Source organism: Vagococcus proximus (genome assembly GCF_029143285.1).
Taxonomy (GTDB): Bacteria; Bacillota; Bacilli; order Lactobacillales; family Vagococcaceae; genus Vagococcus_D; species Vagococcus_D proximus.
In genome coordinates this window covers 1-14291 of record NZ_JAPDSH010000007.1, presented here as the reverse complement: position 1 = coordinate 14291, position 14291 = coordinate 1, and the positions used below count along the sequence as shown (strand labels likewise).

12 protein-coding genes and 1 other RNA gene are annotated in these 14291 nt (G+C 35.2%); 5 read left to right on the top strand and 8 right to left on the bottom strand.

Annotated features, from left to right (window positions below; genetic code table 11):
* Nucleotides 1–118 precede the first annotated feature (118 nt).
* Complete coding sequence (locus tag OL233_RS09005) at nt 119–1567, bottom strand: ATP-binding protein (protein WP_275471989.1); 1449 nt, start codon at nt 1565–1567, stop codon at nt 119–121.
* The gene (locus OL233_RS09000; RefSeq protein ID WP_275471988.1) at nt 1567–2286 is read right to left on the bottom strand and encodes a winged helix-turn-helix domain-containing protein; all 720 of its coding nucleotides are present in this window, start codon (nt 2284–2286) and stop codon (nt 1567–1569) included. Before OL233_RS09000 ends, OL233_RS09005 begins: the two co-directional genes overlap by 1 nt.
* A gap of 194 nt (nt 2287–2480) precedes the next feature.
* On the opposite strand from OL233_RS09000, the gene OL233_RS08995 reads away from it, so the two are divergent.
* The 4 genes from OL233_RS08995 (at nt 2481) to OL233_RS08980 (ending at nt 5702) form a co-directional block, all read left to right on the top strand.
* On the top strand, nt 2481–3260 hold the full coding sequence (locus OL233_RS08995) for a Cof-type HAD-IIB family hydrolase (RefSeq protein WP_275471987.1): 780 nt from the start codon (nt 2481–2483) through the stop codon (nt 3258–3260).
* A gap of 103 nt (nt 3261–3363) precedes the next feature.
* Nucleotides 3364–3727, top strand: a transfer-messenger RNA (tmRNA) gene (ssrA, locus tag OL233_RS08990).
* A 97-nt stretch (nt 3728–3824) separates the two neighbouring features.
* Nucleotides 3825–4052 carry a hypothetical protein gene (locus tag OL233_RS08985; RefSeq protein WP_275471986.1) on the top strand — a complete coding sequence of 76 codons (228 nt, stop codon included), beginning with the start codon at nt 3825–3827 and terminating at the stop codon, nt 4050–4052.
* Nucleotides 4053–4070: 18 nt separating this feature from the next.
* The gene (locus OL233_RS08980; protein WP_275471985.1) at nt 4071–5702 is read left to right on the top strand and encodes a DUF3114 domain-containing protein; all 1632 of its coding nucleotides are present in this window, start codon (nt 4071–4073) and stop codon (nt 5700–5702) included.
* A 39-nt stretch (nt 5703–5741) separates the two neighbouring features.
* On the opposite strand, the gene OL233_RS08975 is transcribed toward OL233_RS08980, so the two are convergent.
* Both OL233_RS08975 and OL233_RS08970 read right to left on the bottom strand, forming a co-directional pair.
* Nucleotides 5742–8024 carry a glycoside hydrolase family 2 protein gene (locus OL233_RS08975; RefSeq protein ID WP_275471984.1) on the bottom strand — a complete coding sequence of 761 codons (2283 nt, stop codon included), beginning with the start codon at nt 8022–8024 and terminating at the stop codon, nt 5742–5744.
* A gap of 147 nt (nt 8025–8171) precedes the next feature.
* Nucleotides 8172–9509, bottom strand: a complete 1338-nt coding sequence (locus tag OL233_RS08970; protein ID WP_275471983.1) for a M20 family metallopeptidase — start codon at nt 9507–9509, stop codon at nt 8172–8174.
* 467 nt (nt 9510–9976) lie between these two features.
* Here OL233_RS08970 and OL233_RS08965 point away from each other — a divergent pair, with 467 nt between their 5' ends.
* A complete protein-coding gene (locus tag OL233_RS08965; RefSeq protein WP_275471982.1) occupies nt 9977–10321 on the top strand; it encodes a helix-turn-helix domain-containing protein in 345 nt (114 codons plus the stop codon).
* Between the two features lie 28 nt (nt 10322–10349).
* Here the strand turns inward: OL233_RS08965 and pcp are convergent, their stop codons facing one another.
* The 4 genes from pcp to OL233_RS08945 all read right to left on the bottom strand — a co-directional run bounded on the left by pcp (nt 10350) and on the right by OL233_RS08945 (nt 14225).
* Nucleotides 10350–10997 (bottom strand): pyroglutamyl-peptidase I, encoded by a 648-nt coding sequence (gene pcp / locus OL233_RS08960; RefSeq protein ID WP_275471981.1) that lies wholly within the window; start codon nt 10995–10997, stop codon nt 10350–10352.
* A gap of 24 nt (nt 10998–11021) precedes the next feature.
* Complete coding sequence (locus tag OL233_RS08955) at nt 11022–11945, bottom strand: DUF979 domain-containing protein (RefSeq protein ID WP_275471980.1); 924 nt, start codon at nt 11943–11945, stop codon at nt 11022–11024.
* Nucleotides 11945–12631: a DUF969 domain-containing protein gene (locus tag OL233_RS08950; RefSeq protein WP_275471979.1), complete on the bottom strand. Its 687-nt coding sequence runs from the start codon at nt 12629–12631 to the stop codon at nt 11945–11947. Before OL233_RS08950 ends, OL233_RS08955 begins: the two co-directional genes overlap by 1 nt.
* A 115-nt stretch (nt 12632–12746) precedes the next feature.
* Nucleotides 12747–14225 (bottom strand): DEAD/DEAH box helicase, encoded by a 1479-nt coding sequence (locus OL233_RS08945; RefSeq protein ID WP_275471978.1) that lies wholly within the window; start codon nt 14223–14225, stop codon nt 12747–12749.
* Nucleotides 14226–14291: the final 66 nt, after the last annotated feature.

Below are 14291 nucleotides of genomic sequence, written 5' to 3'. Positions count from 1 at the left end.
TATCACCCTCGTTTTTTTATTCTTACCTTAGTATAACAAAAATAATGTCCATGGGCTAACTCGTTTAAAAAGAAGCCTTCCTTACTTTTTATAGTAAGAAGGCTTCTTCTAAATTGAACTATTTTTTAACTTCTGTTGGCTCACAGTCAGGGAAATGAATTGTAAATATCGTTCCTTTTCCTTTTTCACTCTCAACATCAATCGTCCCTTTATGAAGTTTAATTAATTGGTGAACAATGGCTAAGCCCAAACCTGACTCCCCGTATTTTGTATTTTTGCGAGAAGGGTCTACTTTGTAATAACGTTCCCATATATTTTTAACTTCATCCTCTGACATCCCAATACCTGTATCTTTAACTTCAACACTCGTCACACCATTATCACGCGTTAGGGTTAAATCAATACAGCCATCTTGGGTAAATTGGATAGCATTCGTCACAATATTAACCAAAACTTGAACAAATCGATCATAGTCGGCCATAACTGGAATCGGCTCAGTTGTATTCATCCTCAGTTTGTTCCCAGATGCTTCTGCTTTTGAACTTAATTGTTCAATTATTTGTTCCACAGCTTCCGTCGCATTGAATTTTTGGATGACCATACTAATTTGATTAGATCGTATTTTTTCATAATCAAGGTTTTCATTAACTAAACGAATCAATCTTGTCGTTTCATTACGCATTAATTGAATACATTTTTCTTCTTGATTTTTAGGAATAGCTTGATACGCTATCCCTTCCAACAAGCCATTTATAGTTGTTAAAGGTGTCCGCATCTCATGCGCTGCATCTGCCATAAACTGCCTACGCCGGTCCTCTTGACGTTCTATTTCTTCATTTGATTCCTTAAGAGCATTTGCCATTCGATTAAAATCAACTGCCAATTCATCTAATTCATCCTTACCATTGGCAGCAAGATGAATATCAAAATTCCCTTCGGCAATTTGTCTAGCTGCTTTTTTCATTCTGTTAATTCGATTCACTTGGAATTTTGCAAATATATAACTAAAAATCAAAGCAATAACACTAGACATTAAAAAACCTTTAAACAGATTCTCTATTAAATCTTCCATGCTTTTTTCAATATATTTTATAGGCTGAAGAATCGCTATGGCGCCATAAAATTTCGTTTCTTGCCTATTCGTTACATATAAAGGTTTTAAAACTACCGCAGCTTCTTCATCTTGATTACCAAATGGCGCTTTTATCGTTTCTCTTACAGGTTCACCGCTACCTTTTTTCAAAGCATCCCAACTTTCTTCACTAATAAAAGCTGGTTTTGATCCCTGTACACTGTATGGGTATTCAATATTTTCATCACTATTAATGGCCATAAATAATATTTGTTGATTCTTTAAAGCTCGTTCAGTTAACTGAATATTAGAAAGTAAGTTTTCCGGTTTTTTCATGCTGTTATATTGAATAGCATCAGCATAGCCTTCCATCTGATTATAAGTCGTATTAAGCATTGTTTCTCGTGTGAACTGAGTAAACGACACACCAACTATAACCAAAATTGTCAAAATAACTACCCAAAATGCTAACATCTGTTGAAAAAGATATTTCATTAAGCTTTGACTCCCGAATCATCAAATTTGTATCCTACGCCCCAAACTGTTTGAATCACTTGTGGTCCCACTTTTTCAATCTTTTGTCTTAATTTCTTGATATGAGCATCGACGGTTCTTTCATCACCAAAATACTGATAATCCCAAACCATCTCTAATAACTGTTCACGTGAAAATACCTGTCTTGGTTTATTAGCTAAAGTATATAATAAATCAAATTCTTTTGGTGTTAATCCCGAAATTAAAGCACCATCCAAGTAAACTTCTCTTGTTTTTGTATTCATTTTAAAACGTTTAGTTTCCACTTCAAATGCTTGTGTTGTTGGCTCAGATTCTGCTCCTGGCTCCTTAAGTTCAGCGCGTCTATGTAGCGCTTTGAGTCTAGCGATTAATGTTAGGGGACTAAACGGTTTAGTCACATAATCATCCGCCCCCATCTCTAATCCAATAACTTGATCACTTTCAGAGTCTCTAGCAGTTAACATTATAATGGGAACTGTACTTGATACTTTACGAATCTCACGGCACACTGATACACCATCCATCGTCGGTAAGTTCAAATCAAGCGTAATCATATCCCATTTGTCTGGGGCCTCTAAGAACGCATCTAGCCCTTCTTTCCCATCATCTTTAAACGTTGCATCCCATTCCTCATTTAAAAAAAACATCTGCATCATTTCTGATACTGATTCATTATCTTCGATCATTAAAATTTTCATGTTATCGTCTCCTTTACCAAACATTCTTCTCTTAATTATACTATAAAATGATACTATAAACTGTTTCCAACTATGATTTCTTATATACTTCACTAAATTCATATATTCTTCATACTGTCTAAATAGTCTTTAATAGTAAAGACGCTTTCTTTCTGTTATTCTTAACCTATTATATTTAGTAAGGAGATTTTTATATGACACTAACAGATATTAAAGGTTTGGCATTTTTTGATTTAGACGGTACGCTTCTTGATCAACATTCAAAAATAACACCTGAAGTCGCTCAAGCTATGGCACAACTTAAAGAAAATAATATCATTCCCATTATCGCGACTGGTCGAACTAATTTAGAAATTAAAGAAATTAGCGCTGCTGCTGGGATTGATTCTTTCATTACGATGAATGGACAATATGTTTTATTCGAAGGAAAAGAAGTCGCTAACACGATTATCCCTAAAGAAACATGCCGTCGTTTAGCGGAGAAAACAGCTGAATTAAATCAAGAAATTGGCTTCTATACACCAGATGCTATTCGTGTATCAGGTCACAGTGAAAATACTAAAAATTCGTATGCTTTTATCCATTCTGACTTACCTGCTATCGATGGAACTTATTACGAGAAGCGTGATTTAAATATGCTGCTTATTTTAGGACAAACAGATGATGAAAAATATCATGCAGAATTTGATGAGTTAACATTTTATCGTAATGGACCGTATTCTATCGATGTTGTTTCTAAAGGTGGCTCAAAAGGAACCGGTATTAAAGCTCTCATTAACGAACTAGATCTTGAAGGCGTCCCAACATATGGATTTGGTGACGGCCCTAATGATATTGATCTACTTAAAGCATGTGACAATAAAATCGCTATGGGAAATGCTATCCCAGAATTAAAAGAATTAGCAACTCATGTCACTGCTAAAAATACTGAAGGTGGAATTGTTCAAGCTTTAAAACATTTCAATTTAATTTAAACAATTACAGCTCCTATTCTTTTTAGGAGCTGTTTCTTTTTTTTTATAAATTCCTATGGTATACTATGTATTGTACTTTAACACCGTACCCACTTTTTATTAAGGGGGCGTTACGGATTCGACAGGTATAGTTCGCGCTTGAATTGCGTTTCGTAGGTTACGTCTACGTTAAAACGTTAACAGTTAAATATAACTGCTAAAAACGAAAACACTTTCGCTTTAGCTGCCTAAAAACAGCGGGTGAAGATCCTTCCGGTATCGCCCATGTGCCGGGTAAGGGTCTCAAATTAAGTGGGATACGCTAACCGTTTCCGTCTGCAATAGTTAGAAGAGTTCATCAGACTAGCGAAGAAGCATGTTTGTTTTGTGTCAGATATCTTAGCGAAACCTCAAACATAAAACTATGAACGTAGATATTGAAGTGGCGATATGCTTGGACGCGGGTTCGACTCCCGCCGCCTCCATATTGAACAATATGGAAGTACTGGACAGACCCCTTGGTTTAACCGAGGGGTTTTATTTTTTACTTATAATTCTAACTACCACTAAAAGGACTGATTAATAATGAAAAAAAAGGATATTAAAAAATTTTCAAATAAGCTAAACGAACTTGGCGAACTCCTCAACTTTACTGATACTATTCCAAAAATTCGTTATCGTAAAAAAACTCAACTAGCAAGCCGTCTTTATTTTTCAAAATTAATTGATCAAAATACGACCCTAATTAATACGATTGAATCACAATTAAAAGCCGACTTGGAATGTATAAATAAAACACTTCACTCAAAATAATAATCAAAGGATACCATTATGTTTAACTCATTATTTAAATCCAAAACAACGTTAGAGCTTGATTCTATTGCAGAACACTGCTCACGTTCTGTTGCTAAACTCCAACAATTAAGAGATTCACTTGCAGATATAGGCGATCAGACTCATCATTCAAATAAAACTTTTCTATCTAGTCAATATTATCTTACTACGGTTTACTTACCTTTAATAGATGGCTTCATTCTCTGCTATAATACTTTGTCAGAAACAAATGAACAACTGACGCCACAAGCTTTTTCTGAAACAAAAATCAGGAAGTTAAATGCTTTTTTTATTAGAAAACGATTGAATCGCTTATCTCGTTTACTCAATAAAACTAGCGTCAAAAAACAAACTATCGTTTCTAACTTTCTTTATAAATGGTCTGTTAGAAGTCAAAAACGACTAGAGTCACGATGGCAAAAAATTAATAATATACTGACTTCGCACCCAGATATTTTTTCAGAACTTGACGCAATTATGGGGTACTTAGAACAAGGTGTCGAAACAATCCAATCAGAAGAGGCGTGGAACGCAGACAGCCATTCTTTCTCTTGCGAAACTTTAAATTTAGAATGGGTAATCGGCCTTAAAAATGCTAAGAAAAAAAGAAACTGGAATCATTGGCAAATGACAAAATCTCAAATACATAACCTTGCCAATAAGTCATCCAATCAACTCATTTTTACTCAACTAGAACCTACTATCTTTAACACATTAGCTTATGAAGACGGATGGGATCAATCTGCTTTAAACGCACTTAGATTATACTTGTTAAATAACTGTCCCGCTAATTCAGTCGATACACAAAGCTACCTATGGGATATATTATTAAATGAACGAAAAAAAGTAGGCTCACCTACTTATCTTGTTCTTTTCAAAAATAGTGCGTATACACCATTTAAGAAATTAGAATTATTGTTACAACATTTAGGAGCCGAAATTGATGAATTCGATATGCTTCAACTCAAGGGACCATTTACTATCGATACAAACCTAGCTCCTCATAGTTATTTTATTGAATTGGTTGCTAAAACTGTACAAGAAGCCTATCCAGATGGTGATTTGGACTCAATGAAACTGCATCAGCTTCGGATGTATTTCGATAAGCAAAATATAGAGTATGTCAGAGAAAATTTTCCAAACACTTCCGACGAAGCCTCTCTTATGGATTATGTCTATGCTGATGCACCCGAAGGTTTAGGCGGGAAACTCCTCATTAAAGAACGTGGCCGTTTTCACAATAAAATACCCGATGGGCAAGTTTACCGTGACTATATATTGCAGTACGCTAATAGAAAACGTCTGACACCTAACTTCCATTCTGAATTTATCTTAGACCGCAATGGTTGTTTCATCAGTCAATGGAACAAGCTTAAAGTCAACGGTAATCATGTTATAAGTGATCCGAAATTTTATACTTTTACAGAAGAATTTGAACGCCAACTATTAGATAGCGAGTCTCTAAACTATGGCCGTAAAAATGATGCTGAGCATGAACGGTTAGATAGTAACCCACCTCTAGTTCTTGATCATAAGATTAGAGTTCAATGTAAAAAAAATTGGTACAGCCCCAGTACATCAGATTATTCTTTTAAAGAAATCGACCCTGGTGATTCCTACTCTAAATAACAAAAACGTACTAGCCTCAAAGTAGACTAGTACGTTTTTTTATCCAACTGTTATAGTATGTGACTGTGATCCCAATAGTGCTGAATTTACAGTAATCTTAATTTCACCCGGATTACCAAAAGTCTTAATCCAAAAGGCAATCTCACCACCTATTAAACTAAGGTTATTAGGTCCAATAATTCCCCCTACACCTTCTACGGCTATATTAATTGGATCCATAAAGAATGGTAGCACTTGAGAAGTCTGGTCTAACGCCCTCACTACAACTCTTGTCGCATCCCAATCTCCACTAGCTAAAAGAATATCATCAACCTTCACATCCAATTCAGTTGGTACTGGACTAGCTGAATAACGACTTGTTATGACCACTTCACCGTCTACAAGTCCTTCAAAATAAGCATCGTACCAATACTCACCCCAATTACCAGTGAACTCATTAATAACAATTGGCGGATGAGGAAGCGCACCAAAATTTTCATAATCAGGTTTAAACGTTCCCGCGCAGGTTTCTCCTGTATAAAAACGAACTTCATCGCAGTTAGTAAAAATAACTAATGGAGTCACGCCACCCATACTTCTTTCACCACGTGCCCAGTGCGTCATGGGAGTCATTACGATTCCATCATCTCTATCCTTCTGACTTTGATAAGCAGCAGCTGAATACTTTGGAAGTCTAAACATATCCATCACACCATGATAGCAAATTTTATCCCCAGATCCAAAATCTGCGTGGGTATTATAATCAAAAGCACACCAGCCTAACGCTCCTGAAATTCCAGAATCTTTATAGGCAGCATTTTGAACTTTTGCATGACGCATTGCCACTTCAATCAATCGTTCTTCTTGATCAAATCGTTTCGTTGGAAACATATGCCCATTGTATTCTGTTACTAAATAAGGAACGGCATGATCTAATCCTGTTACTTTTCTAGGTTCACGTAAAGCTAATTCAAGATCTTCCTCGTTGATATTATCATAGGTCTCATAATTAGATACCACTTTTGCCATACGTTTTCGCAAACCACCATCAAGAATAAAATCATTCATAGTATAAACATCTTCTAGAAATTCACTATTCTCTAAATAACGCACACCACCTGTTGCACGTGTATCATCTAATGAACGAGCTAATTCATTTGTCCGTGTGTAAAAATCATGATTGTCTTGAGCTTCGTTAATGCGTACTCCCCAAATAACAATAGACGGATGATTTCGGTCTCTCACAATCATATCTCTGACATCTTGTACGCTTCTATCTTGCCATTCTAAGTCCCCGGTGTGCTGCCATCCTGGGATTTCTTCAAAAACAAGCAAACCAATTTCATCACATCTATCTAAAAAGGCCTTTGACTGTGGGTAATGGGAGGTTCTAACCATATTTATTCCTAATTCATCTTTTAAAATATCAGCATCTTTTTGTTGAACACGATCAGGCATGGCATACCCCACATATGGGAATGATTCATGACGATTTAAACCAATTAATTGAATTCTCTCTCCATTAAGAAAAAATCCTTCTGATTTAAATTCAGCTTTTCTAAAGCCAATATTTATAACCTCTTGATGAAGTAGCTGGTTATTATAGCTAAGCTCTAGTCTAACCTCATACAAAACAGGGTTAGACAATTCCCATAACATTATTCCTCTTAACTCTTCAAGAATAATAGTGTTCTCTCCAGCGTTAACATCCTTTTCACATTCAGCCAAACAAGTATTATCTTTATACAATCCCACACGTAAACCATATAATTGATCCGTTTTTACCACTTCAGAAACAGTCGATGTCACTAAAAGGTCTTTTTGATCCTCTAAACAATTCGGAGTTTTAACAACTGTCTCTGTTAAACATGCTTTATCAAAACTTGTTAAACTTACACCTCTATATATCCCTCCGTAGGTCAAATAATCAATCGTCCCTCCAAATGGAGGAATATCAGCACGTTCAGTAGAGTCAACTATCACAGTAAGGTTATCTTTACCTGTATTTGAAAGATAAGGCGTGATTTCAAAAGAAAAAGGGGTATAGCCACCTTTGTGTTCCCCTACTAATTCACCATTCAAATACACCTTTGCTGCACACATTACACCTTCAAAGTTCACCCAAATCGAACGGTTTTTCCACTCTTTTGGAATAGTTAGTTCTTTCTTATAACTCGTTATAATTTGATACATTTTTTCATCAAAATAATTATAAGGAATCTCAACATTTTGATGTGGTAACCCGATTTTCACATCATACGGCATTATTTTTACTAAATCTTTACCTTCTTCATAATTATCATCAAAGTACCACTCTTGATTTATTTTCAATGTCTCTAACATCTTAACACTCCTTTAAATAGTCTATCCAAAATCGTTTTCATTAATATGTATGCGCTTTTATAATATCATATTACAAAACTATTACCAATAGTAAATTTTACTAAACAAAAAAACTCACTATCTTAAGATAGTGAGTTTTTAATTTAATTATTTTTTAGCACATAAACGGTAGATTGCTTCCGCATAAATCTCCATTGTTTTTTCCATTTCATCTAATTGCCAAGTTTCATTAGCTTGGTGCATAGTATCCACAGTATTTTCAAACATCGCTCCAAAGGCAACGCAGTTATCCATTGTTCTAGCAAATGTCGCTCCACCAGAAATTAATGGCTCACGCATATCGCCAGTAACATCACGGTAAGCACCTAATAATGTTGTGACTAACTCTGAATCTTTTGGTACGTATAATGATGCTAAGAAATCATGTTCATGGTAATCAAAACCAATTTCTTTAGCAACTTCTTGTAATTTGGCTTCAACTTCTTCTTTTTCAAAAGTAACTGGAATACGGATATCAATACCGATTTTAGTTTCTTTTTCATTCATTTCAACTGTCGCACAGTTAAATGTTAACGCGCCAGATGCGTCATCTTTGAATTCTCCAATAGCACTAACACCATTAGCGTCATCTTTAACAACTTTTCCTAAGAAGTTAACACCAGCTTCGTCATGAACTGTTGCCATAGCTTCAGCTAAACGAGTATTAGCATTGATTCCACCAGGAGCATCTTTAGAATGGATTGCTTTACCTTTAACGTGTAATTCGCCATCTACTTCTTCAAAGTCATAGCCTAATTTTGTTAATTCAGCTGCAACTTCAGCCATTTTTTCACCACGGTAGATAGAAGTATCTGGAACAACGTTTAGTGCTGCCCCACCTGACATTTCAAACCCTTTAACGCCAGCACCTGTTAAGATAACTTGTAGCAAGCCTTTTTCAGCATAAATAACTGGGAAATCAGAATCTGGTGCAATCCCCATATCAACACCTTGTTCTTTTTCATGGTATTTAGCCATACAACGCCATAAATTCTCTTCATCTGTTCCAAAAATGAAACGGATTTTTTTATCAAATTCCACGCCTGCGTCTCTTAATGCTTTAATCGCAAATAAAGCTGCAATTGTAGGACCTTTATCATCTTGTACACCACGACCTACTAAAGCATTGTCAACGACAGTAGCTTCAAATGCAGGTGTGTTCCATAATGTTAAATCTCCAGCAGGAACAACGTCTAAATGACATAAAACACCAAATGTTTTTTCTCCTTCACCTAATTCAGCATAACCATAGTAACCTTCTGGATCGATAAATGTTGTAAAACCTTCTTCTTCAAAGATTTTTAATCCTTCAACTAAACTATCTAAAACATCTTGTCCAAATGGCGCACCTGGTACTGCATCTTGTAAATAAGATGGTACTTTAACTAAACGTTGTAATGTGCTAATCGCTCCAGCTTTGTGTTCCTCTGTAATAAATTTTTGCATTTGTTACACACCTTTCTATTTCAATTAATAGTTACTCTTATTGTTATTTGGAATGTTAGGTATTTCCTAATATCCAAGTAACTTAAGGATAACATATTTTAGCTAATTAGTAAGGCAATATCCTCATTTTTCATACATATATCTTCTTAATAAAAAAGAAAGCTAACTATAAAGGACACGTTGGCTTAATGACCTTGTGAGAGAATTAGCTTTCTTGTAATCAGGGAAGTGCCTAAACAACCTGCTCAAAATCACGAGTTGTCTAATTGAAAATGGCAGGTCGCTATGATATTATGTAAGCATAATATCCCGTCAGATTATACACTACTCGCTACGTCCGGACAGACATGAGTAAAAAACTAACCTTATTAGGACATCCAACTTACAAATCGAGTATAATTCCTTTTTTTCCGATTGTCAATACAAGTTAGGATTTTTTTCCTTTAAGGAACCGAAGGATGAACATTATGACTATTTATTCAAAAATTAAACTTCTTCTTGAGGAACATCCGGGTCTAAGTATTTCTAAGTTAGAAAAAGAATTAGGTTTTGGGAGTGGGACAATCAGAAAATGGCAAAATCAAACGCCTGCTTTTGATAAAGTTGAAAAAGTAGCCTCTTACCTCAATGTTCCTATCACTTATTTTTCGAATGACTCAGAAGAACCAATCAACCCACTTTCAACTAAGTTAACGAGTAAAATCGAACTGGAACTAAAAAAACGCCCCCCAGAAGAACAAGAACATTTAATTAATGAAGTTTTAAATTTCTTTGGTTATCAAGTTAGCCAATTAGATGAAAAAAAGAAGTAGACTAGTTTAAATTAGTCTACTTCTTTTTTTAGTGCTCTGCCCCACCAACAAGTTTCAAATCATTTTGATCTTTTAATTCAACAATTTTCACTAAAGTTGCTTCTAATGCTTTAGAGATATCTGAAATACTCATAGAAGGCATTGATGCTTTAGTTACAACCTGTTCATGGATGTATGGCACATGAATAAAACCACCCTTTACATTTGGAAACTCAGTAGCAATCATATATTGAACTTGGTACATAATGTGGTTGCAAACAAAAGTTCCGGCTGTATTAGAAACACTTGCAGGATAACCTGCCGCTTTAACTCCTTCTACCATTGCTTTAATTGGTAATTGAGTAAAGTAAGCTGGTGCACCATTTTTTTGAATGACTTCATCAATCGGCTGATTCCCCTCATTATCCGGTATGCGAGCGTCGTCCATATTAATCGCTACACGTTCAGGTGTAATACCGAAACGACCTCCTGCTTGTCCAATATTCAATACAACATCAGGTTTGTGGTTATTTATGGCTTCTTTAACAACTTCTGCTGATTTATTAAAGACAGTCGGAATTTCTAATTTAATAACCTCGCTATCTAAAATAGTGTCAGGTAATTCTTTTACTGCTTCCCATGCTGGATTAATTTTTTCTCCACCAAATGGATCAAAGCCTGTTACTAAAAGTTTCATATCTAATTCCTCTTTTCTTATTTTTTAAAATGCCCAGAAATACATTAAGACAATATGGAAAATCATCATAGCAAACGCCATTGGAGCTTGCACTTTAATAACACCATTGTTATCTTTCATTTCTAAAATCGCCACTGGTAATGTATTAAAATTAGCAGCCATTGGTGTCAATAGGGTCCCACAAAAACCAGCTGTCATAGCTAACGTACTCGCAACGATTGGATCACCACCTTGTAAAATAACAAAAGGAATACCAATACCTGCAGTAATAACCGTAAACGCTGCAAACGCATTACCCATAACCATAGTGAAAATAACCATTCCCATCACATAAGCAATTGCTCCTGCTAATTTATTACCTTCAGGGATAACTGTAGAAATACCTGTTGCGATGACATCACCAACTCCAGCTTGCGAGAAGATTATTCCCAAAGCTGCTAAAAGTTGAGGCAATATCCCCGTAGGCCCAACTTGTTGCATCATACGATCACTATCTCCAACAATTGTTTTAGCATCTGCTTTCGTTAATAAAATAACAATAATTAAAGAACCTACAGCTCCTAATCCAATTCCCACTTGTCCTCCAAGTGGGGTAAATTGTGTAATTAAAACGGCAATAACTGCTAAAGAAATACACGGAATAAATATTTTACTACCAATTTTTTCTGATGATGCTTGTGATTTTTCTTCATCTACCGCCATTAATTCACCAATTTTAACTTGTTTTAACCCTGTAAGAATACCTAATAATACAACTAACAAGCCATTCAGCCAATCTGGGAATATCTTACCACACGCAAATAAAATGCCTAAATCAAGCCAAAATAGACTTGTTCCAAACCTGGCAGGATGATTTTTAGAGGTGAATGTTTTATAAGCTGTTAAGGCTAATAGCATTCCAATTACAACATAAAAGAACTCTAGAAAATATTTTACGAATTGTTCCATTATTTATTACCTCTATCTTTCAATGTACCATATTTTTTCTGTAAATAACGATCAAAAAAAGTATGAATAATCGCTACAAAAATAAGAGCAAATAAGGCTACTGGAATAGCTCTCAACGCGATATCTACACCTGTCATTTTATATCCTAACGACTCCATCGTACCTACAATTAATAACACTCCTGAAGAGGCTACAAACGTATTCTGGGCAAAGAAATTCCCGTAGTTATCTGTCGCAGCAGATAATGCTTTGATTGTATCCTTATCCTTGGCATCTAAAGGGCCATACTTGGTCTCTGCAGCAGCCTCAGCCATTGGTTGGACTAATGGACGAATAAATTGTGTGTGCCCTTGTATTCTGATTGATAACGCACAGGCAACTTCTCTAATAAATGTATATAACGTTAAAAATTTACCTGGTGTCAGTCCTTCAATTTTACTAATCAAATAAACAGCACGCTGTCTTAATCCAAATCTTTCTGATAATCCAATCATAGGGAGTGTTAATAAAAACATCGTGACAAGACGATTATCCACAAACGCTTTCCCCAATAACTCCAAAAACTCTACCAATGATATGCCTGATACTAAAGCTGTTGATAAACCCGCAATTAATACGACAGCAATTGTATCAAATTTCAATAGAAAACCTATTAAAATAATAGCAATACCTATTAACTTAATCACACTATCACTCCTTTTTCTTGATTTTTTAATTTTAACATAATACCCTGGTTAAACTCTATTTAAAGTAAAAAAAACTTATAACCCAAGTTTTAGCTATAGGTTATAAGTTTTTTTATTACATATGTTTTTTTATTTCACGTTCATATTCAGACTCATTCGCCTTAGAGATACGACGTTTACGCCCCTTAATTCCTTTTTCATCTAAAGCCTTCATTACTAGAGAACCTTTTCCATTTAATATTTCAACAAACGTAGAGACATCTAGTAAATCAATTACACCAATATCATCTGCCGAAACACCATCAATATTAGCAATAGCTCCGACAACATCCCCTGCGCGCATTTTAGTCTTCTTCCCCGCATTAATATGCAACTTCATAATCTCTTCTTTAAACACAAGTTCTTTCACTTTTTTCAACTTAGGTTGACGCTCTTGTTTTGCAGTAAATGAAGACATTTTATCTGCTACTAAACTTTCTTTAGGAGCAACCATTTGCTTCCATGCTCCTTCATTAAACTCAGCAATTTCATCGAAATTTTTACCATCATATTGGTTAACAAAGGTAATAGCTTTACCTTCCTTATCCAGACGTGCTGTTCTCCCAATACGATGTGTATAAGTTTCAACAGTGTTTGGAAAATCAAAGTTTACAACTAATGATACATCCGAAATATCCAACCCTCTAGCTGCTACATCTGTAGCCACTAAAAAACGATGATATCCTTGTTTGAATTCTGTTATGACCTTACTTCTATCACGCTGCTCCATCCCACCATGTAACATTACTGGCTTAGCACCCAGAGCACTTAGACCTTCCGACAATTCTTCTACGACATCACGAGTGTTACAGAAAATAATACTCGTATTTGGATTATCCACAACTAAAACATCTAAAAGAAGTTGAACCTTATCATCTTCCATCACATTATAATAATATTGGTCAATTCTATTCTGTACTTTATCATCACTCTGTACTTCAATATATGAGGCATCTGGTAAATACTTATCTGCTAACTTTTGAATAGCAGCTGGCATTGTCGCAGAAAATAAACCTATATTAATATCTTCAGAAACTGAAGCCAATACTTTATCAACTTGTTCAATGAATCCCATTGCTAACATCTCATCCGCTTCATCAATAATGACTGTTTCAATCTTACTTAAATCAATCGTCCCGCGATTAACATGATCAAGTAAACGACCTGGTGTTGCTACAACGATATGCGTACGCTGCTTTAATAATTTCTCTTGTTTTTGGAACGGACTTCTGCCAAAAATAGAAGCCACCTTTAGGCGTTTAAAACGTGAGATATTAAATACCTCTGTTTGAATTTGCATTGCTAATTCACGAGTCGGTGTCAAAATTAATACTTGTGGCAACCTTTCTTCCCATTCTACTTGCTCACACATTGGAATTGCAAAAGAAGCTGTTTTACCACTACCTGTTTGAGATTTTACTACAATATTCTTCTTAGCCTTTAAGAAAGGAAAGACCTCTTGTTGGACCTGGGTTGGCTTTGTATAATCTAAATAATCTAAAGCTTTTATTAATTCACTACTTATATTTAATTCGTTAAATCCATTTTCACTCATAATTTTCTCCTGTTTCTTTTTAATTTAATAGTAACAAAAAAGACACATCGAAATGTGTCTTTACCG